At 67.9% G+C, this 20,417-nt stretch carries 17 protein-coding genes; 3 read left to right on the top strand and 14 right to left on the bottom strand.

The features are described from left to right. Positions 1 to 47: 47 nt before the first annotated feature. From Q7W51_01320 to Q7W51_01280, 9 genes are all read right to left on the bottom strand, one after another. On the bottom strand, positions 48 to 998 hold the full coding sequence (locus Q7W51_01320; GenBank protein ID MDO8847016.1) for a D-alanine--D-alanine ligase: 951 nt from the start codon (positions 996 to 998) through the stop codon (positions 48 to 50). Positions 999 to 1,002: 4 nt separating this feature from the next. Further along, positions 1,003 to 2,277, bottom strand: coding sequence for a PLP-dependent aminotransferase family protein (locus Q7W51_01315; protein ID MDO8847015.1), 1,275 nt, complete (start codon positions 2,275 to 2,277; stop codon positions 1,003 to 1,005). A 326-nt stretch (positions 2,278 to 2,603) separates the two neighbouring features. Further along, on the bottom strand, positions 2,604 to 3,077 hold the full coding sequence (locus tag Q7W51_01310) for a hypothetical protein (protein ID MDO8847014.1): 474 nt from the start codon (positions 3,075 to 3,077) through the stop codon (positions 2,604 to 2,606). 30 nt (positions 3,078 to 3,107) lie between these two features. Continuing rightward, entirely contained in the window at positions 3,108 to 3,305 is a 198-nt protein-coding gene (locus Q7W51_01305; protein MDO8847013.1) for a hypothetical protein, read from the bottom strand. Next, on the bottom strand, positions 3,302 to 3,649 hold the full coding sequence (locus Q7W51_01300; GenBank protein MDO8847012.1) for a hypothetical protein: 348 nt from the start codon (positions 3,647 to 3,649) through the stop codon (positions 3,302 to 3,304). The genes Q7W51_01305 and Q7W51_01300 overlap by 4 nt, the downstream gene beginning before the upstream one ends. A 133-nt stretch (positions 3,650 to 3,782) precedes the next feature. Then, a complete protein-coding gene (locus Q7W51_01295) occupies positions 3,783 to 4,406 on the bottom strand; it encodes a septal ring lytic transglycosylase RlpA family protein (protein MDO8847011.1) in 624 nt (207 codons plus the stop codon). A gap of 361 nt (positions 4,407 to 4,767) precedes the next feature. After that, the gene (locus Q7W51_01290; GenBank protein MDO8847010.1) at positions 4,768 to 7,491 is read right to left on the bottom strand and encodes a UPF0182 family protein; all 2,724 of its coding nucleotides are present in this window, start codon (positions 7,489 to 7,491) and stop codon (positions 4,768 to 4,770) included. A gap of 66 nt (positions 7,492 to 7,557) precedes the next feature. Continuing rightward, a complete protein-coding gene (locus tag Q7W51_01285; protein MDO8847009.1) occupies positions 7,558 to 9,090 on the bottom strand; it encodes an HD domain-containing protein in 1,533 nt (510 codons plus the stop codon). After that, on the bottom strand, positions 9,090 to 11,243 hold the full coding sequence (locus Q7W51_01280) for a HEAT repeat domain-containing protein (protein ID MDO8847008.1): 2,154 nt from the start codon (positions 11,241 to 11,243) through the stop codon (positions 9,090 to 9,092). Before Q7W51_01280 ends, Q7W51_01285 begins: the two co-directional genes overlap by 1 nt. 74 nt (positions 11,244 to 11,317) lie before the next feature. On the opposite strand from Q7W51_01280, the gene Q7W51_01275 reads away from it, so the two are divergent. Further along, a complete protein-coding gene (locus tag Q7W51_01275; GenBank protein MDO8847007.1) occupies positions 11,318 to 11,983 on the top strand; it encodes a Maf family protein in 666 nt (221 codons plus the stop codon). Between the two features lie 12 nt (positions 11,984 to 11,995). Here the strand turns inward: Q7W51_01275 and Q7W51_01270 are convergent, their stop codons facing one another. Genes Q7W51_01270 through Q7W51_01250 form a run of 5 tightly spaced genes read right to left on the bottom strand, consistent with a single transcriptional unit; the run spans position 11,996 to position 16,977 of the window. Then, the gene (locus Q7W51_01270) at positions 11,996 to 12,823 is read right to left on the bottom strand and encodes a class I SAM-dependent methyltransferase (protein ID MDO8847006.1); all 828 of its coding nucleotides are present in this window, start codon (positions 12,821 to 12,823) and stop codon (positions 11,996 to 11,998) included. A 9-nt stretch (positions 12,824 to 12,832) separates the two neighbouring features. Further along, the gene (locus tag Q7W51_01265; GenBank protein ID MDO8847005.1) at positions 12,833 to 13,771 is read right to left on the bottom strand and encodes an amidohydrolase family protein; all 939 of its coding nucleotides are present in this window, start codon (positions 13,769 to 13,771) and stop codon (positions 12,833 to 12,835) included. Beyond that, the gene (locus tag Q7W51_01260; protein ID MDO8847004.1) at positions 13,768 to 14,403 is read right to left on the bottom strand and encodes a PspC domain-containing protein; all 636 of its coding nucleotides are present in this window, start codon (positions 14,401 to 14,403) and stop codon (positions 13,768 to 13,770) included. Before Q7W51_01260 ends, Q7W51_01265 begins: the two co-directional genes overlap by 4 nt. A gap of 12 nt (positions 14,404 to 14,415) precedes the next feature. Continuing rightward, entirely contained in the window at positions 14,416 to 15,624 is a 1,209-nt protein-coding gene (locus Q7W51_01255) for a DUF5668 domain-containing protein (protein ID MDO8847003.1), read from the bottom strand. A 57-nt stretch (positions 15,625 to 15,681) separates the two neighbouring features. Further along, positions 15,682 to 16,977, bottom strand: a complete 1,296-nt coding sequence (locus Q7W51_01250) for a hemolysin family protein (protein MDO8847002.1) — start codon at positions 16,975 to 16,977, stop codon at positions 15,682 to 15,684. 122 nt (positions 16,978 to 17,099) lie between these two features. Here Q7W51_01250 and Q7W51_01245 point away from each other — a divergent pair, with 122 nt between their 5' ends. Together Q7W51_01245 and Q7W51_01240 are read left to right on the top strand one after the other, a co-directional pair. Then, entirely contained in the window at positions 17,100 to 19,076 is a 1,977-nt protein-coding gene (locus tag Q7W51_01245) for a hypothetical protein (protein ID MDO8847001.1), read from the top strand. Next, on the top strand, positions 19,073 to 20,395 hold the full coding sequence (locus Q7W51_01240) for an HD domain-containing protein (GenBank protein MDO8847000.1): 1,323 nt from the start codon (positions 19,073 to 19,075) through the stop codon (positions 20,393 to 20,395). Before Q7W51_01245 ends, Q7W51_01240 begins: the two co-directional genes overlap by 4 nt. Positions 20,396 to 20,417: the final 22 nt, after the last annotated feature.

Here is a 20,417-nt window from a genome sequence, read left to right as displayed (position 1 = left end):
CGTGCGGTTACATTACGGGCGCCTGACGGCATTGGTGTATGTACCCATCACGCGCCTTCGTGTCGTACAGAGCGTACCAGAAGTCCTACCAACTCCTGGAAGTCGATGCCGACGGCCGCCGCTGCCATGGGCAGAAGCGACATCTCGGTCATGCCCGGTGACGTGTTCGCTTCGAGAACGTAGGGGACACCGTCGGCACCGAGTACCATGTCCACGCGGCTCACATGCCGGCACCCGAGCAGCTGGTGCACCCGGGCGGCGAGCGCCACGACCTCGGCCATCTCGGTCTCGGAGAGCCGTGCGGGCACGTAGTACTCGGTCTCGCCCGGCGTGTACATCGCCGAGAAGTCGAACAGTCCCGAGACCGGCACCATTTCGACCGGAGGCAGCACGCGCGGAGCGTCCGGCCCGTCGAGCACGGAGACGGCGAGCTCGCGCCCGTCGATCCACTTCTCCACAATCGCCGTGTCGCCGAAGGAGAGTGCGGTGAGCAGCGCCTCGGGCAGCGCCTCGGCAGTCTCGACCTTCGTGAGGCCGAGTGCGGAACCCTGCTTCGACGGCTTCACGACGACCGGGAAGCCCCCCACGGCGTCCGGCACGAGGTCGAGCGCCGTGGCAGCGCCCATCTGCTTGAAGGCGTCGGCGGTGAACGCCACCCACGCCGGCGTGGGCACGCCCTCGATCCGGAACAGCCGCTTGCTGAGCGACTTGTCCCAGGCGAGCGTGGAGGCTACGACACCCGGGCCGGTGTACGGGATGCCGAGAAACTCGAGCAGCTCCTGCACCGTGCCGTCCTCGCCGTACTTGCCGTGGAGCGCGATGTAGACAGCGTCCGGCTTCTCGCTGCGGAGCGTGGTCACGAGTTCCGGCGTCACGTCGAGAGCAAGAACCTTGTAGCCCTCGGCCTCGAGCGCGTCGCACACGCGCTGTCCGCTCACGAGCGAGACCTCACGCTCGAGCGACTGCCCGCCCATGAGCACCGCGATCTTCTCCTTCATGCCCTCAGCCCCTCTCATCGACAGCGGCCGTCGGCAGCACGCCTGCCGCCGCGAACGCACGGTAGAGTTCCAAACGGTCTTCCAGCACCTCGGCGAGGCGCGCGATGCCCTCGCGTATCCTCTCGGGCTCCACGTAGCAAAACGCGAGGCGCATGCAGTTGCGCCCGCGCCCGTCGGGGAAGAAGGCGTCGCCCGGCACGTACGTGACGCCGCGCTCGACCGCCTCGGCGAGCACGGACTTGAGATCGAGGAACGACGGCATCTCGACCCACACGAAGAAGCCGCCCTCGGGGACCGTCCACTTCGCCTCGGCCGGGAAGTGCTCTTCGAGCGAGGCGATCATCGCGTCGCGGCGCTCTGTGTACGCGTGCGTGAGGTCCTGCAGCACCTTGCGCCAGCGTGTGTCGGCAAAGTAGCGCTCCGCGCAGGTCTGCGTGAACGCGCTGCCGCAGAGGTCGGCCGCCTGCTTGGCGAGCAGGAACTTCGCGAGGATCGGCCTCGGCGCGATGACCCAGCCGAGACGCAGTCCCGGCGCGAAGATCTTCGAGAACGTGCCGAGGTAGATGATGTCGTCGTCAAGCGCGCGCAGCGGCAGCGCGTGTCCGCCCTCGAACCGGAGCCGCCCGTACGGATCGTCCTCGATCACCGGGATGTCGTACTGGCGCGCAAGGTCGAGCAGTTCGCGCCGGCGCGAAGGAGCGAGCGTGACGCCCGCCGGATTCTGGAAGTTCGGGATCGTGTAGATGAACTTGGCGCCGCGCGGTCCGAGGCGCTCGAGCTCAGCGGCGAGCAGGTCGGTGCGCATGCCCTCGGCATCCATTGGGATGCACACGATGTTTGGCTGGTATGCCGAAAACGCCTGCAGCGCGCCGAGGTACGTGGGACCTTCGGTGATGATCGTGTCGCCCGGGTCGATGAAGATCTTCGCAAGCAAGTCGAGTGCCTGCTGCGCGCCCGCCGTGATGACGAGGTCGTCGTGCTTCACGCGCACGCCCACCTCGCCCATGAGGCCCACCACGACGTCTCGGATCTGTACCCGGCCCTCCGAGGAGCCGTACTGCAGCGCCTCGGTGCCCGAGTGGCGCAGCGCGGCCGTGGTGGCGGCGATGACCGAGTCGATGGGAACGCGGCGGATCTCGGGCATGCCGCCCGAGAAGGAGATCATGTCGGGGCGGGTGGCTGCTGCGAACAGGTCGCGAACGGCGCTCGAGCGCACGTCCGCCATGCGTTTGCTGTAGCGGCCGCTCCATCGGTCGAACACCACTCGTGCGGTACCCATCGCTGCTCCTCTGGCGCTTGGTCACGCTCCCGGACAACAGAGAACGACCCTGCCGACAGGGCGAGGGTCGTCGCGGTACCACCTGTCTTCGTCCGACGCTCGAGTGCGCTCGCCGGACCTCGTGTCCGGGGTAACGGCCCGATGCCGTCCGCTTCCCCCCGCTCGCAGGAGCGGGACTGGCGGAGGACCTAGAGGAGGGGTGGCCGGGCCGATGATGCCCTCTTCCCTCACGTCCACTGCGCTGTGGCCCCCGCCGCTGGCGGGGTTGCAGGCAACCTTAGCACCGCCGTTCGCAGCCGGTCAACGCGCTGCAGCCGACGGCAGGGTCACGAGGCAGCGCCGGCTGGCCATCCACGGAGCCCGGCCAGACGCCCGGTCTCGGCCTGTACATCAGGCGGGTCGCCGCCCTCGAGCACGTACGTCATGAGGGTGCCCGCGCTCTTGATCGCCCCGAGACAGACGAGGTCGTCGTCGTACTCGAGCGACACGCGGAAGACCCCGCGCCCGTCGCGCTTGAAGTCCCACTCGGTCTCGCCTTTGAGACTCCGGGGCGAGCCGGCCTCGGCCATGAGCTCGAGCACCACGTGCTCGAACAGGTGCGGTACCTCGGTGTCGGCGAGCTCGTCGGCGAACGTCAGGTCGTCATCGTTGTGACACCGATGGTCGGCCAGACCCGGCAGCATGCGGAGCGCTCGCTCGGCCACGGCCGCCGACTGTGAAGTCCGAAGCACCTCCGGGGCGTCGACACGCACGATGACGTCGACCCGGTCGGGACACACGGTGACACTGTGCACGCGCATGCAGCCTCCCGAACGTCCGTCCGATGCCGCCTAGCGGCGGCGTGCCCCCAGGTAGTATGCGAGCGACACGGCCGCCAGCACGGCGACCACGCCGATGACCACCATCTGGGTCATTCGCTCGTCGGCGACGAGACGGACCTCCGCCTCGGTCATGTCCTTGATGTGGATCGCCTTGTGCTTGAGATCGTCGACCGTGATGGCGGGGGTGGTGGCGAGGGTTTCGGTCACTTCTGCATCGACCTCACTTTGATCACGAGGAACACGACGGAGACGAGCACGTACAACCCGCCGATGATGGCGAGCGCCCCGGGGTAGCCGACCCACTCGGCGAGCACCAGGAAGGCTGCGACCGCGAGGAAGGCAAGGCCCAACACCAACAACGCAGCCGCCGCGGCCGCCGATGCCAGCGTGAGCCCGAGACGCTGGATGGGCAGAACGACTTTCTCCCGCACCACCGCAGCGGCTTCCTGACGCAGCCAGTCGACCGCCGTTTGGAGCAGATCGGCCACCGCGTCGATGATGCCTTCGATGCCCGTTCCGGGCCCTTGGGGCTCCTGACCGGTCTCGGCCATAGCGTCCTCCTCGATCGCATGCATGCCACAGTCGAAGATACCCCAAAGCGCGCGACGTGCGCCCCCCGAGACGAGAAGCGGCGCCCCGGGTACTCCCGCGAGGCGCCGCACGGTGAACGTGGAGCTGCTTCGTCTAGAGGATGCGGTACTGCACGGTGCCTACGCCCGAGAAGCCGAGCGCTGCTGCCGTTCCCGGCCCGAGGTCGAACGTCCTGCCGCCCGCGTAGGGGCCGCGGTCCTGGACCACGGCGACGCACGTGCGGCCGTTGTACTCGAACTCGATCATCGTGCCGAACGGAAGGCTCTTGTGGGCCACGACCATGCTGCCCCACTCGAGCGTGCCGCCACCTGCCATGGTGTTGCCGATGAAGCCGGGGCCGTACCAGGACACCTTCGCGCTCCTCCAACCGTCACCGCTGACCGGCGCTGCGGCCGGGGCCGAGCCTGTCGGTGCGGCGGCCGTGCGCGTAACGCGCCTCACGGTCGTGGGGGTACGGGTGCCGGCCAGTTGAGCGTCCACGACACCCAGGTCCGACGGCTGTCGGATGCTGTCAGCGGATTTCTGCCCATCGGCGAGAGGCAGCGTCAGCGCCTCCGATGAATCCTCTCCGGTTCTACCGGGCGCATGGACCGTTGCCAGCGCTTCGGATACCGGGACGAAGCCGGCTCCGGCCAGCATCGCGATTACCACAACGATGCCTGTGAGGACGGTCAGCGCCGTCCGCGAACCGGAACCAAGGGTACTCTCTACCTTCACACTGTCCTCCATGTACGGTTACAGGACAGGCGGTCGCAGGGCATACGACGACACAGTGAGGGGGGTGGGGAAGGAAGCATGTCGCCGCGCTCTGGCCATCGGGATCTCGATGAGACCGCCTTGAGCCACTCAAGCACGCGCTTGTGCTGTTCGTGGTGTGGACCGTGATCCTTACCGGGCGCCGCACGTCTTAGCGCGGTCGACCGCTTCGTCTCGTGCCGGTGAGCTGCGCGTCGCCGGTCCCGTGTGGCAGCCCTTCGGCCAGCCCGCACACGCCGCGCAAGACTCCTCTTTCCAGCCAACGAGAGCGAACCTTAGCACATTTCGGGCGGACATGGAAACCTCAGACAGTCGCCGGCGCCTACGGTGCGGGCGTCCCGGCGTCGGTCTCAGCCGTCCCCGCGAGCTCTCCCAGGACCTCGCCGAGCTCGTCGATGTAACGGCCGTACGCCTCCCAGTCACCGCTGCGCTGCGCCTCGACTGCCTTGTCGTAGAGGTCCTTGGCGGTCTCCACATCGGCCGCAGCAGCACCGTCGATCGGGGTCTCGGAGACAGCGCCGAACACAGCGAGGAGTGCCGCCGGCAGGTCGGGTTCCATCGCCACCTCATCACCGAAGGCCACGATCACCCGCGTGAGTTGCGGCATGGAGGTCTGCTCGGACTGAAGGTACAGCGGTTGGATGTAGACGATCGATTCGTTCATCGGGATCACGAGCAGGTTCCCAAAGATCACGCTGCTTCCCCGCTGACTCCAGAGCGTGAGTTGCTGGGAGATGAGCGGATCCTGGTTCACACGCGCCTCGACTTGCTCGGGGCCGAGCACCAGACGCTGCTTGGGGAAGGTGTACACGACACGCTCGCCGTAGCTGTCGGGGTCCGACTTGGCCGCCATCCAGCCGATCATGTTCGCCTTCGTGCGCGGTGTGAACGGAATCATGAGCATGAAGTCCTCGACCGACTCCTCGGGAAGCTCCATGAGCACGTAGAAGGGCTCCATCGCCGCGCCGGTGCCCTCGGTACCCTCACCCGGCAGCGCCCACTGATCCTCCTTGTTGTAGAAGACCTTGGGGTCGAGCATGTGGTAGGTCTTGTACACCTCGGCCTGCATCATGAACAGGTCGGACGGGTAGCGGAGGTGGGCCGCGATCTCGGCAGGCATCTCATCTGCGCTCGTGAGCAGCCCGGGGAAGACCTCGCTCCACGCGGCGAGGAGCGGGTCGTCGGGGTCGAAGGCGTAGAAGGTCGTGGTTCCGTCGTAGGCGTCGACGGTGACCTTGACCGAGTTCCGGATGTAATTGATGGCGCTGTAGCGCTCCGAGTACGGATACCGGTCCGAGACCGTGTAGCCGTCGATCACCCACACCACGCGGCCGTCTGCGATCACAGGGTACGGGTCCGAGTCGGTGTACAGCCACGGCGCCAGCGCCTCGACGCGCTCGTCGATACTACGCCGGTACAGCACTTTGCTGTCCGAGCGGATGTAGCTGCTGAACAGGATCTGCGGCGCCGAGAACCGGAGCGCGAACGCTGTGCGCCGCAGTGCGCTGCCGATCTCCACGCCCCCGCTGCCCGTGTAGGTCGTCTCCGCGTTGGAGTCACCGACCGGATAATCGAACTCGGCCAGGTCCGTATCGGCGATCACGTAGTTGGTCGTGTCCTCGCCGAAGTACAGTGCCGGCTGCTCGATCGTGAGGTCGGTGTCCGAGGTGGGCGGGATGTCCTTCACGATGAACCGCGGATAGCCCTGGCCGCTTGCCTCGTTCACGGGGCTCACCACGAGGCCGTAGCCGTGCGTGTACACGAGATGCTGGTTGACCCAGGTCTGCGCCTGATCCGCGAGCCGCGTGACGTCGAGCTCACGCGCTGAGACGAGGACCTGCTGCCGGACGCCGTCGATCGTGTAGCGGTCGATGTCCACGTCGGTGAAGTCGTAGTACGGGCGGATCCCCTGCAACTGGCGGTACGTCTGGACCACGATGGCCGGATCCCACAACCGCACGTTCTGGATAGTCCGGTCGTTGGCGGCGAGATCCGAGGCGAGCAGGCTCTCCTCGGCAGGAAATGCGCGTACGTCGATCTCGTCGAGGCCGTAGCCGGCCCGCGTGGCGGCGATGTTGCGCTCGATGTAGGGCGATTCGGCCTCCACCTCGTTCGGGGAGACGCGGAACTGCTGCACGAGTGCCGGATACACGGCGCCCACGAGCACGGCGGCTGCCACCCATGTGCCGAGGGCGATGGCGGGCAGCTTCCAACCCCGGAAGCGGATGTTCACGATGAGCGCGATACCGCACAGCAGCGCGATGACGATCAGGATCGTGTACGCCGGCAGTTGGGCGTGCACATCGGTGTACGAGGCCCCTACCACCTGTCCACGCGGCGAGTAGTTGAGCTCGAAGATGTCGAGCCAGTAGCCGAACGCCTGCGTCACGACGATCAGCCCGCCGATGACCGAGAGGTGCGCCTTCACGTGCGGATCGAACCCGCGCCAGCGGTCCCACGGACGTATCGAACCGTTGAGCGTGTGGACGACCGCCGTGGCGAGCAACGTGAAGATGAGCGTACCGAACAGCCACTGCTCGGCCATGCGCAGCGCCGGAAGCGTGAAGAAGTAGAAGCCGAGGTCCCGGCCGAACTGCGCGTCGGTCGCGCCGAAGGAACCGCCCGTGAACGCGAGCGCGATCGTCTGCCACTCCTGGGCTATCGCCGCGCCGGATATCAGAGCGGCCACAGCGCTCACGACGAGCACGGCCGTGCCGCCCACACTCCCGATCCACTCCCGGAGACGCTGCAGTGCCTCCTCGAGCTGGGCCGACGGACCGCCGTCGATCCGGAAGACCGTGGTCGGCGTCATCGAGCGGGCGATCCGCAGATTCACATACAGCAACGCGAAGAAGAGCACGGCTGCCACTGCGCCGCTCGCCCACTCCCAGCCGAACGTGCGCCAGAACACGCCCGCCTGGCCGAGTTCCTGGTACCACAGCACATCGGTGTAGAACTCGGCGATGAATCCCGATGCCATGAGCAGCACAGCGATGCCGATCGCGATGACGGTGGTCGGGCGGACGCGGGCACGGTTCTCGTTCATGGGGCCTCCTGCTGAGGGTGGTGCGTCGAAGGTGTACCTACCCACGCCCGCGCGTTATGGCGCGGATCACAGGAAGTCGGCGACGTCGACGTTCATGCCGGTGGGATCCAGGCAACGCACGACCGTGCGTCCTCCCGCCTCAGAGGCGTCGCTGAGATCGAGGTCGTGAGCCCCGGTGATCCGCCCCTCGCTGTCGGCGATGATCCGAACCACCGGCTTGGCGGGCTCGGACGGGCTCGGACTCACCACGATCGCCGTCTCGCCGGTGCTGAGGAGCACCACGGAGCGCGGCGGGAAGTAGCCGAGGGTGTCCACGAACAGCCGCACGAGGGTGGGATCGAGCGCGGTCCCGGCGTTCTTGACGATGATGCCCATCGCCTCGTCTTGCATGCGAGGCGCGCTGTAGGGGCGCTGCGAGGTCATCGCGTCGTACGCGTCCGCGACCGAAACGATCCGGCTCGTCACGTGTTGCATGTGCTCGAAGCTGCGTGCCGGATAGCCCGCGAGGTCGTACCGCATGTGGTGCTCGAGGATGCACACCGTCGAGGCGCGGTCGACGCCGTTGGTGAGGGTGGCGATCTCGGCGCCCCGCACCGGATGCTCGCGCAGCTCGGCCCACTCCTCGCTCGTAAGCGGTGTCGTCTTGTTCAGCGTCTCGATCGGCACGGACATCTTGCCGATGTCGTGCAGCAGGGCGCCCACGCCGAGTGAGGACAGGAACCGGTAGTCGCGGGTGAGCGTGCTGCCGAGCGCCAGCGACAGGATCGCCACGTTGATCGAGTGGTAGAAGGTGTACTCGTCGAAGCTCTTCAACCCGGAGAGCTCGAGCATCGCGTAGCGGTTGCGGAGCACGTTGTCCACGAGGCTTCGGACGGCACCCTTCACGTGACCGGCGCTGAACGACTGGTTCACGCGGATGAGACGCTCGAGCTCACGGAGCAGGTCGAGGGCGCTCGTGTACGCGAACTTCGCGGCCTGTTCCGAGTCCTCGTCGACGATCGTCACATCGTCGCGCACGACGTTCACGGCGCTGATGACGATATTCGGGAGCGGCGATGCTTGGAGCAGCGTCGCAAGGCCTTCGGGCAGCTCGGCCACCTCGTCGTAGCGCTTGCCGATGACGCCCGCGAAGCGCACGACCTCGTCGATGCCCAGCCCGCGCAAGAACGTCACACTGCCGGCGCCGATGGCGGTCATGTCGCGGATCAGCTGGTCGAACAGGACGCTGTCCTCGGCCAGCACCTGCTCGCCGAGCAGGACCTCCTCCTCGAAGAAGGTGAGCGGCACGTCGACTCCCTCGCCGTGATAGGCCGAGATGACCTCGAACAGTTCGCGCGCGGCCTCGGCGACGGCGGGATGCTCGAGGGGGTACAGCCGGTGGGCACGCCGCAGTCCGTACATCCTCGCGAGCAGGTCGCGTGCGCGCTGCGTCTGCCTAGCCGAGAAGGTGCGCACCCCGGAAGCCGCATCCGTGACCTCGGCGCGGATCTTCTCGACGCCCGACGGGGTCACGCCGGCCGCGGCATCCAGGTCGCTCTGGGGCGCCCTCGCCTCCTCGCGGGGCGGCTCTGGCACGATCAGGCGATCGTCATCGGCCATCACGCACCCCCTTCACGACGGGCGCGCCTGATGTTCGCCAGCGCACCCTCTGCAGCGGCCTGGATCTCACGGATACGCCCGCTGCGCAGGATGGCGCGCGAGTGCCCCACGTCGAGGACGGCCGCTTCGGCTTCAGGAGTCGCAAGCCTGCCGAGCGCCTCGATCGCCTCGATGCGCGTCGCGGGGTCACGGTTGCCCTTGCCCTCGCCGCGAGCGACGGCCCCCAGCGCGGGGACTGCAAGCTTCGAGCCCAGGTTGCCGAGGTAGCGAGCCGCGAGCCCGACGTTCTGCGGGTCGTCGTCGGTGAGGGCGGCCGCCAGCATCTGCTCGGCGAGCACGTCCCGGATCGACGCGACCGCGCGGATCGTCTCGCGGCGCACGCGAGCGTCGCTGTGTCGCAGCGTTCGGTTGAGGTGCTGGAGCGCGGCCGGATCGCGCGTGGAGCCGAGGATCCCGACCACGTTGCGGACGAAGTACCAGCGGGAGTCGGAGATTCGGCCGCCGAGATCGGCGATGTGGCGTGGCGCCATCGCCGAGATCATGTCGACGAGCGCTTTGCGCGCCGCCATGTCGGGCTCGTCGGCGAGCACTTCGAGCAGCGGCGCGATGGCGACGTCGCCGAGGATTGCGATGAGCCGACGGCATTCGTCGTGCTCCGGTGTACCGGCAGGGTGGACGCGGACCGCAGTTGCCACATCGCGCATGTAGCGCGGCGAGGCCATGTCCGCAAGCGCCTGCCGGGCCCTGTCCTGTTGTGCGGGGTCGAGCGTGTCGTCGGTTCGGAGCGCGGAAAGCGCGGTCGCCGCGATCACGGCGTCGCCGTACTCGCCCCATTCCAGCAGCAGGCCGAGCCCATCTTCGACGACGCTCATGAGCGAGGCGAACATCTCTGCCCGCCGCTCGATGGTCACGAGCGTGATGATGCTCACGAGGATGTCGCCGTCGGTGACGCCGTCGGCGACCTCGGCACGCAGGCCCGCCACGCCGCTGTCCATCGCCTCGGGCGCGATCGGAGCGAGGTCCACCAGGCGAAGGATGCTCTCGATGCCCTCGCCGCGCGCATCCGTGCTGCGGACCTTGATCTGCGTCGGCGCGGCACCCTGCAGCACGCCGCTCACCGCGTCCTCGTCCATACCGGATTCGCGCATCGCCGAGGCCATAGCCTCGATGACCGTCTCGCGCGGGCTCAGGCTGATCACGGCGAGGTTCCGGATCGCGCGGGCGAGCCCATCCCGGGAGACCGGGTCGGGGCCGAGGCCTTCGACCAGCGCCTTGCACAGCTCGCCGAGCTCGAACTGGCGGATCACCGCCGCCGCGCCCTCGTCCAGACGGGATTCCGGCAGGAGCCGCTCAACAAGCACGTTGCGGCGCACGTCGGGATCGAGCGACAGCAGACTCTCGGCGATCGAACGGAAGAGCTCGGGCTGGTCCTCGGAGAGTTCGGCCATCGCCGCGTGCGCGAGCGAGACGACTTTGCCGGCGATGAGGTTCACGAGCGGCCGGCCGCCCCGGCCCTCGGAGGCAAGCTCGCTCAGATAGCGGGAGACCAGCTTCGGGTTCTGCACGAAGCGCACGAGCATCCGCTGATCGCGGGGCCGTGCCCCGTACGCGGCGTCAACGAGCTCGTCGATGCGCTCGCGCGTGGGCGGCCAGTCCTCACCGGGCACGGGAGCCTGCGATTCGTCCTCGAGCTCGGCATCGACGATCTTTGTGGAGACCATGCGAGCCGTGATCCCGTCGACCTGGAGGTCCCACAGCCGTTGTTCGAAGCCACCGGCGACCGTTATGGCATCCGGAGCCTCCTGAAGCGCGCGCAGGAAGTCGACGATCTCCCGCGGCGTGACGCCCGAGTGAAAGCGCACCTCGGCGATGTTCCGATGGTAGAACTCACGCGCGAACGACTCGAATGACTTCAGTCCCGGCAGGACGGGCAGCGCGTTGTAGAGCAGCCCTTCCTTCGTCACCTGGAAGCGGAGCTCGGGTTGCTCGCGGAGCAGTCCGCGCAGAATGCCCAGGCATTCGCCGGCGCTGGACATGGGAATCTCGCTGCTGGCCGGGTACAGCCGACAGGCGCGGTGAGCGACCAGGAGCTGCTTCACGAAGCGTTCGACCGCTTCGGGTGCGTGCTCCGGTTCCCGTGCCATGTCCCGCATCGCGTCACTCCCGGGTGGGTGTTCGTCGCCCTCGATTATGCAGCCTACCCGAGCACGATGCTATCATCGCCCGCATGGATACCCCCTCCCTCGTGCTGGCATCCGCGTCTCCGCGCCGCCGACGGCTCGTGAGTTGGCTCGGCGTGCCGGTTCGACTCGCGGCAGCCGACACCGCCGAGGACCTCACCCCCCCGCTCGACTCCGCCGACCTTGCGTGCGCACTGGCCGCGGAGAAGGCGACCGCGGTGCAGGCCGACGGAGCAGCCGAAACGGTGCTCGCCTTCGACACGATCGTGGTGCACGGGGGCCGCGTGCTCGGCAAGCCGCGCGATCGCGACGACGCCCGCCGGATGCTCGCCGAGCTGTCGGGCGGCACGCACGACGTCGTCACCGGTGTGGCGATTCTCCCGGCAGGCACCACGACGCCGGACACGTTCGCGGTCGTGACGCCGGTCGCGATGCGGTCGCTTCCTGCCGAGACGGTCGACGCCTGGCTCGGCGGCGACGAGGTCCTGGGATGTGCCGGCGCCTACAACATCGAGCATCACCTGGCGAGCGTGGCTGACGACCAGTGCTTCAACAACGTCGCAGGCATGCCGCTGTGTCACGTGTACGCCGAGTTGGCGTCCGGCCGGGCCGGCATCGTGCCGCCGGGTCTCACCGTCCCGGTGATCGCGTGCGACGCAGCACTCGGCAGGCACTGCCTGCTCGGGCCGAAGGTGTGCGCGCCCGGGACCTAGGCTGCCGCTGCTCTAGCCGCGAAACGCCACGACGATGAGGCTCTCGTCGTTCTCGAGGTCGGCCTCACGCCCCTCGTGGTCGCCGAGGATCCGCACGCCGCCGAAGCCCGCGCGCTCCAACTCGGCGGTGATGAGCGCGACCGGCAGCGCGAAGTGGAGCGAGCGCCGCGAGCGCAGACTCCAGCCGCCGCTCGGATCGTCCTCGAGCGTCTTGGGCCAGCTCTCGATCGTATGCGGTGTCTCGCGCACGCTCGCGTCGCGCACGAGCGTGACGAAGTCGAAGAGGATGCCGTCGCCCGTTGGCGTGTAGCCGAGCAGGCGCAGGAAGAACTTGTCGCCTGCCGGCGTCTCGCGGAAGACCGGCGACATCGTGCGGATGCGCTGTGCGATGAACCGGTCGTGATTGAGGTAGTGCAGCACGAGCACGCCGCCGGGGCGCAGCGCAGCCGCAATATCGGCGAGCGCTTCGCGAAGCCCCTCGAGCGAGCGCACGTGCGGAAGCGCGTTGCCCGTGCACGTGACGGCATCGACCGGCCGTCCCACGATGCGGGCCACGTCGCCGAAACCGCCTTCGACCACAGGCACGTCGCTGCCGAGCCGCGCCACGTTCTCGCGCGCGAGCTCGAGCATGTCGGCGCTTGGGTCGATCGCCCACACGTCGAGTCCCCACGAGCGATACAGGATCGAGTGGCGCGCGGTGCCGGCGCCCACATCGGCCACCGAGTGCACCTCATGCTCGGCGAACAGCCGCTGGAAGAACGGCCCCTCGCGTGCGAGCCGGGCCTCCCAGTTCACGAGCTCGTCGTACTCGCGTTCCTCGTTGTGCTTGCCCCAGCTCATGCCTCGCCCCTACTCGTCCAGGCGGAAGATGCGCACGGCATTGGCGCGCAGGACGAGGTCGCGATCGTGATCCGAGAGCCCCAGCTCCTCGAGCGTGCGACGCTGCTGGAACGCGATCCACTTCCGGTACGGGGCCGTCGTGCCCGAGTCGGTGCCGAAGAGCACCCGTTCGGGCCCGAAGGCGGTGAGCGCGCGATCGAACACCTGCGCGAGCGTGTATCCGTGCGGGTCGTAGTCCATCCAGTTGTTCGTGCCCGAGCTGTCGAGGCACACGTTCTTGCACTGGTAGCCCAGGCGCAGCGCCTCGTGCAGGTAGCCCGCCCCGAAGTGAGCGATCACGAACGGCATGTCCGGGTAGTCGCGCGCCACCGGCGAGAGATCGGTCGGGTCCGCATACCGCAGGTCTCCGGAGGGATCGACCGTCACCCCGTAGTGGATGATGATCGAGGCGCCAAGCTCGGCTGCCTTCTCGAAGAACGGTCGGCACGCGGGGTCCGACAGGTGGAAGCACCGGTTCACCGGGTAGAGCTTCACGCCCTTGAAGCCGGCCGCCATCTCGCGCTCGAGCAGCGCGGGCGCGTCAGGCGAGCGCGGATCGATGTTGCAGAGCGCCGAGACCTTGCCGGCCGAAGCTGCGATGAAGTCGCGCGTGTACTGCGAGTCGGGCCACACCGAGACCACGACCGCCTTGGCGATGCCCGCGTCGTCAAGACGCGCACCGTACCACTCGGCCATCTCTCGCGCGTCGAGATCCGGCAGGGTCTCGTTGCGCCGTCCCCACTTCCCGTCTTCAAGCGCCTTGCGCCAGCGTGCGGGTACCTTCGGCTCGCGCTCGATGAGTTCCCGGAAGAGCGGAACCGAGAACAGGTGGACGTGCGCGTCGACGACATCACCCGGCGCCGTGGCGGGTGCCGGAGTGCCGGAAGCACTCGACCCGGGTGTCGTCATGCGTGCGTGATGCCTGCTGGGTGGTCGGGCCCCGCATCTTCACCGGCAGGAGCCTCCACCGGCGGAGCGGGAGCCGCGAACTGCTCCGGGGCCGCGGGAGCCGCGTTGTCTGCCACAGGTGGAGCGGGCTCGAACGGCGGCTGAGGCGCTGGCGCGACTACGGGCGCGGGTGCGGCCGTCACGACGCCCTGTGGCACCTCGGGCTCCTGGGGAACCACGATCGCCATGATGATGTAGGCAGCCACGAGGGCACCCATGTCGAAGAGCACCACGAGTGCGATGAATGCGAGTCGCAGCCACGTCACGTCGACCTGGAAGTACTCGGCGAGCCCGCCGAGCACACCGGCAAGCCACTTGCCCTCGCGCGAACGATAGAGCTTGGTGCCGCGAACCGGGGCCGTGAAGCGGTGACCCGACTGGGCCCAGACGATGAGCAGGATTCCGACGACCACAATGCCGATCCCGTAGCGCGCCTTCACAGCGAGACCCCAGAACTCGACGAACGGCCACGGCAGGATGCCGAGCGTGCGAGCGCCGAGGAAGAGCCCGGCTGCGATGAGCACGCCCCCGAGGATGACCCACCCGGTGGAGTCCTGGTCGCCATTGCCTGCGGGATGATTCTGGTCAGTCACGTCCGCTACCTCCTAGTAGTACTCGACGGTGATGCCGCCGATGCCGGCCTGGATCTCGATGTCCCAGTACGCGCCGCCATCGTCGAAGCGATCGCTCTCGTAGACCTTCGGATCTTCGTCTTCTATTCGGTCCCAGTCACCCCGCATGTCAACGCCCGTCAGTCCCTCCTGCACCGTGACCCGCACGCTGTCGCCCTCGGGCACGCGGATGCGCAAGGCAGACACGCCGGACTCGATCTCGACGGGAATGGCCTCGTCCGCATCCCCCGCGTCGGATTCGCCGAGTGTGACCGTGCCGTCCGATACCCCGGCGTCGAGCGCGAGCGCGCTCAGGACGAGTTCGCTCAGATCGAGGTCGTACTCGGTTACTCCGGCTGAGACTTCGAGGTCCCAGACAACGTCCTCGGAGAGCGTAACGTCGAGTCCGGTGTTGCTATTGGCTGGACCCCAGCTGTGCGAGCCGAGGCCGATCCTCACGTCCGCCGACCGCGATCCACTCATCACGTCGAACTCAGGATCGAACGGCGAGCGGCCCTCGGCAGTGGCAAGCGCCGTGCCCGCAGAGACCGTGAGTTCGCCCACGCCGCCCTCGATGCGCGCCGTGCCATCCTCCACGCCCGACTCCGCCTCGGCGGAGAACTCGAACGGCTCGGACTCACCCATCGGCATGAATACAACGGGCCAGCCGCCGCCGGTGGAGGTCATCACGAGTGCGCCGTAGGCGAGACCGCCGATCACGACCACGTTGCCAAGCGCGCGGACCCACTCGCTCTTGAGGCCCTTGCCCGCGATCTCGAGACCGAGCGCCACGAGCAGCAGCGGCCACAGCCGCAAGATGTTGAGCCACACGTCCCACGCCAGGTAGCCGAGCATCTGGCCGAGGAAGATGAGGCCCACTGCCACGGTGGACAGACCCTCGGTGAGCGCCTTGACCGACCAGGGCGTGCCGGAGGTGCCGAACATCGCCCTGATGCCGAACGCGATGATGATGAGCGGCCAGAACCGCCAGAGCTGGAACTGGGGCACGAGCTGGCTCGCCAGCAGCGCCAGGCCGCCCACGATGAGGATGACTCCCCACCAGACCGCGCCCGAACGCGTCCTACCCGGCTTCTCGGCGGCAGTCACCGCCACGTGCGCCACCGGCGTTGGAGCCGGCACCGGAGTCGGCTCCGGCTCGACCGGAACGCTGCTGTCGGGCAGAGGGGTGTTCTCGTCGGACATAGGTATCACTCGCTCTCAATAAGGGTATTCGTGCAGTCCCGCATCGTGGCTCCCCGCTCACGATTCGTCGGGCACCGAAGTCCTTGATACCCGGATTCGCGCGATACGTCTACGCCGAACAGCGTCGACGCCAACGACGAGGTCGTGGTGGCGCACTTCCTCGCCGCCGGCAGGTATGTGACCGAGTTCGACCAGCAGCCACCCCGCGACGGTCTCGTACTCGTCGGACAGCGGCAGGTCCCAGCCGAGCGTCTCATTCGCCTCATGGACTGAGAGCAGGCCGTCGACCATCCACTCGTCCGGCCCGAGGACGGTGATGTACTTGCGCTCGCGGTCGAATTCGTCGGCCACCTCGCCGATGATCTCCTCGACGATGTCCTCGATGGTGACCAGGCCCGCAGTCCCGCCGTACTCGTCGACCACGACGGCCAGGTGGTTGTGCGCGCTCTGCATGTCCTTGAGCATCACGAGTATGGGCTTCGTCTCGGGCACGAACACGGCGGGTCGAACGTAGTCGGCCACCGGGTCTTCAAAGCCGCCCCGTGACGCGGGCCCCACGAGGTCCTTGAGCATCGCGATGCCTATCACGGTGTCCGCGTCCTCATGGAAGACCGGAAGACGTGAGTACCCCGACGTGCGAAAGGCCTCGATGGCCTCGCCCACCGTCGCCGTGTCTTCAAGCATCAGCGCGTCCACGCGGGGCACCATGATCTCCTTGGCGACCATGTCGCCCAGCTCGAAGATCTCGTGGATCATGCGCTTCTCATCGGGAAGCAGCGTGCCCTGCTCGGTCACGAGGAGCTTGATCTCCTCCTCGGTCACCCCTGGTCGCACCGAGCCCGGCGTTACGCCGAGCAACCGGGCGGCGGCGTCCGTGGAGTGCGAGAGCACCCAGATGAGCGGCGCGGTGATCTTCTGCAGCACCGTCACCGGACCGGCGACCGACTTCGCCACGCTTTCGGCGCGCTGCAGACCGAGCCGCTTGGGCGCCAGCTCGCCGAAGACGAGCGTCAGGTACGAGATCACGAGCGTCACGAAGAAGACGCCGAGGCCCGAGGCCACCGACCGGATCCACGGCACACCGAGTCCGGCGAACCACTGCGCTACGGGCTCGGCGAGTGTGACCGCAGCCGTAGCCGAGGCACCGAAGCCGACGAGAGTGATGCCCACCTGGATGGCCGCCAACAGCCGCGACGGGTCCTCGGTGAGCTTGAGGGCGGAACGCGCGCTCTGCGAGCCTTCGTCGGCATCCATCTTGAGGGCCGCCCGGCGCGCGCTGACGAGCGCGATCTCGGCAGCCGCAAAGTAGCCGTTGATCGCGATGAGGACGATCACAAGAAGAATCTCACCCAACATGCCCTCCATGACGATAAGGGTAGCAGGAATCGTTGGACCCGACCGGGTGCGCCTACGCGCACCCGTATGCACTACAGTACGATTGCAGCGGTGACCGAGCCGATCCGGGGGTATCGCGCGTGCCAGAACTGAGCGTGGAGATGCGAGCCGTCGAGGCGGTCATCCGGTCGCTGACAACGGCAGCCAAGACGCTGCGGCTCTATCCGCCCTCGAGCCCCATCCCCACACAGGCGATGCAGACCGCCACCGATGCCCTTGCCGGCGTCCTCGAGGCCCAGCCCACGCTCCCGCTCGTGGTGGCCCGGGAGGGCTTCTCCTTCCGCGGCGCCCCGGTGAACACGGCGGGCGCAGTCGATCTCGCCAACCTGCTCACGTCGCACGGAGTGGCGCAGGTCGACTTCCTACCCGGCTGCACAACCACCGAACTCTCGGCGTTCATGGATGTCGTGCTGCGTGACCCTGCCGAGGTGCTCGCTGGTGGAGGCGCGGCGGCCGCGCTCGCAATGGCGGGAGCCGCGAATATCGTCGTCTCCGAAGTGGTGCTTACCACCGTCGCCGCCGAGATGGAGGCCGCCGGGGACATCGACGCCTTTCTGCGGGAACTCGCCGGGGACGAACAGAAGCTCGCGACCTGGCTAGCGACGGCGGCCGCGGGCGATCCTGGAGCGCTCTCGGACGGGCTGGCCGAGCTTGCACGCGCTGTAGGGCCCGGCGGCCTCGAATCGCTACAGGCGGCCCTCGGCAAGGCGTATGCCGCGCAGGACACCGCAAGTCGTGACGCGCTCGTGGGTCTCGCGCTGGGCGACAGCGATGGAGCGCCCGTGCTGAAGGGCATGATGGGGTCGCTGCGGCCCGACGAGGTCGCCACCTCGCTTGCCGACGGGCTGTATGCCAGGAACATGCTTTCGATGTCCAACGTGCTCACGGCGATCCCGTTCGCCTCGCTCGACCAGATCATCGCCGAGCTGCGTCCGATGCTCGCCGGCGAAGGTCACACCGCACGCGAGCTCGAGTTTCTCGACCGGATGCTCGATGCGCGCACCAGTTCCGGTCGGGAGATGCCGCTTGCGGACCGGCAGCTCGACTACCAGCGGGTCGCGGACTTCGCCAACATCGACGCGGCATCGCTCCACGCAGCCCGCACCGAGATCGGCGCGTCCGGGAGCACCGTGAACACGCGCACGGTCAACACGATGCTCTCGCTGCTCGACCAGCAACAGGACTTCGACCTGTGGTCCAAGACGCTCCAGAACCTGGCGTCGATCGTCCCTTCGCTCATCGAACAGGGCGACACCGCCCTTGCCAGTCGGGTCTTCACGGACCTCTCGGGCAGGGAGTCGCGCACCACGCAGCCCTGGCCGGGCCTGGCCGAGCAGATGCGCGAAGCGTTCCAGCGCGCTACCTCCGCCGACGCGATGTCGGCCCTGCTGACCGCCGTGCTCGACGACCCGGAGCAGGTCAGGCATGCCGAGTCGATCCTAAGGAGTATCGACCAACCCGCGCAGGCGCGCTTCGTAGCGGCCGCCATCGACCAGAGGCAACGCGGCGGTCTTGAGATGGCGGAGCGACTGCTCGGACGCAGGCTCGTCGGCCTGCTCGTGAACCTCGCGCCCGAAGTCCCGTGGTTCCAGGCCGGCGCGGTGGCGCTCCACCTCTCAAAGGAGACCGACCTGCACTCGCGCGATGCGCTCATCGCACTCGCGCGTCGGCCCGACGAACGCTCGCGACAGGAGGTTGCCAAGGCGCTGGCGGCCTCATCCGCTGCGCTCGGCGTGAGCATCCTGGCCGAGCTTATCAAGGACCCGGCGCTCGAGGTGTCAGTGACCGCCGTGCGCTCGCTCGGCCACTCGCCCGGGCTCGGGACCGCCACAGCGCTCGAGCGCGGCTTCGATGCGCTCGACTGGACGGGGAAGGACTTTGCGCTCGCGCGGGAGATCCTCGGCGCGCTCGCGCGGACACCCGACTCCGACGCCGTTCGCGTGCTCGAGAAGGTCACGGGGCAGCGAACGCTCATCAAGCGCGGGCACTTCGCGGAGATCCAGGACCTCGCCCGGCAGGCACTTGCCGCGCGTCCGAAGGGAGGTCCGCGACCGTGAGCGAAGCATCGGCGACAACACTCGTGACCGCGCTCTCGGGGGCACGCAAAGCGCACAGCCTCTATCCCGAGGCCCATCCCGAGCACCGCGCCGCACTGGACGGCTTCGTCGGCGGGGTCGGAGAGGCCGCCGCAGCCGGGCCCTTCACCTTGAACCTGCATATCGGTCGGCTGTACCACGACAGCCGCGTCCTGCCGGCGGACGCCCCGGGCATGCGTTCGATGGCTGAGTGCTTCGAGGCTCATCGCATCGAGAGCCTGACGTTCCACTCGGGCTTCACCGGATCAGACGCCGTGGCGCTGATCGACGTGCTCGCGCTCAAGCCGTCGCCCGAGCTCGACGTAGCGATCGAGCTCGAGTCTCGTGGAGTCGCAGGGGTGACGGCACAGCGGCTCGAAAGCCCGGACGCGGAGGCCGCCCAGGAACGCGAGGAGCAGCGGGGGCGAGATCGCGCGATGTATCACCGGCTGGTAGCCGCGATGAAGCGCATCAACGTCCAGCTGAGCAGCGGTGGATCAGCAAGCCTCGGCGAGACGGGGACGATCGTCGAGAGCATCCTCGACCGGTTCATGGAGGACAGCGCCGCCGTCCTCGGCCTGGCGATGATGCGGGATCCAAGCGATGCCGACCTGTTCCACTCGGTGAACACGATGATCTACTCGCTCACCATCGGCGTGGGCCTGGAGATACCGCAGGAGGGGCTCAACAACCTCGGTGCGTGCGCGCTGCTGCATGACATCGGCAAGCTCGCCTTCGACCGGAACGATCCCGCTCAGGCCGACCGCATCCGCCTGCTTCATCCGCGCATCGGCGCAGAGATCCTGAGCCGCATGCCCGAGATAGACCGGTCGGCGATGCTCGTAGCCTACGAGCATCACTTCAAGCCCGACGGAACGGGCTGGCCGGAGATGGAGCCGAACTACATCGCGCACCCGTACAGCCGCATGGTGGGCATCGCGGATCGCTACGACCGGCTCACCACCGACCCCCCCGCCGGGGAGGGTTTCACCCCCGACCGCGCGGTAGTCCAGTTGCTTCGCGAGACCACGGGCTCCCTCGACCAGACGTTCACTCGCGTGTTCGTGCGCGAGATGGGCGCGTTCCCGGTTGGGTGCCTCGTCCGATTGTCGGACTTGTCGGTAGGCGTCGTGTGCGCCCCGGGTGAGGATCCGCTTCAGCCGAGGGTGCGGCTGGTTTACGGCGCCGACGGTCTCGCGCTCGAAACGAAAGTCGAGACGGACCTGGCCGGCTCGGAGCTGAGCATCGTAGAGGTCGTGCCGCCCGCTGACTTGAGCGAAACAGTCTCGGATCACCTGTGAGCGCGAACACCGCCGTGTCCGC

Source organism: Coriobacteriia bacterium (assembly GCA_030652115.1).
Lineage (GTDB): Bacteria > Actinomycetota > Coriobacteriia > Anaerosomatales > Anaerosomataceae > UBA6100.
Note: the sequence above shows the minus strand (reverse complement) of the source record. Positions and strands in the feature narration are given on the sequence as shown.

Excerpts from the sequence above, each read along its gene's own strand:
- Q7W51_01315 (MDO8847015.1), bottom strand. The coding sequence starts at position 2,277 with ATGGGTACCGCACGAGTGGTGTTCGACCGATGGAGCGGCCGCTACAGC.
- Q7W51_01275 (MDO8847007.1), top strand. The coding sequence starts at position 11,318 with ATGGATACCCCCTCCCTCGTGCTGGCATCCGCGTCTCCGCGCCGCCGA.
- Q7W51_01300 (MDO8847012.1), bottom strand. The coding sequence starts at position 3,649 with ATGGCCGAGACCGGTCAGGAGCCCCAAGGGCCCGGAACGGGCATCGAA.
- Q7W51_01270 (MDO8847006.1), bottom strand. The coding sequence starts at position 12,823 with ATGAGCTGGGGCAAGCACAACGAGGAACGCGAGTACGACGAGCTCGTG.
- Q7W51_01280 (MDO8847008.1), bottom strand. The coding sequence starts at position 11,243 with ATGCGGGACATGGCACGGGAACCGGAGCACGCACCCGAAGCGGTCGAA.
- Q7W51_01320 (MDO8847016.1), bottom strand. The coding sequence starts at position 998 with ATGAAGGAGAAGATCGCGGTGCTCATGGGCGGGCAGTCGCTCGAGCGT.
- Q7W51_01255 (MDO8847003.1), bottom strand. The coding sequence starts at position 15,624 with ATGTCCGACGAGAACACCCCTCTGCCCGACAGCAGCGTTCCGGTCGAG.
- Q7W51_01290 (MDO8847010.1), bottom strand. The coding sequence starts at position 7,491 with ATGAACGAGAACCGTGCCCGCGTCCGCCCGACCACCGTCATCGCGATC.
- Q7W51_01310 (MDO8847014.1), bottom strand. The coding sequence starts at position 3,077 with ATGCGCGTGCACAGTGTCACCGTGTGTCCCGACCGGGTCGACGTCATC.
- Q7W51_01285 (MDO8847009.1), bottom strand. The coding sequence starts at position 9,090 with ATGGCCGATGACGATCGCCTGATCGTGCCAGAGCCGCCCCGCGAGGAG.
- Q7W51_01265 (MDO8847005.1), bottom strand. The coding sequence starts at position 13,771 with ATGACGACACCCGGGTCGAGTGCTTCCGGCACTCCGGCACCCGCCACG.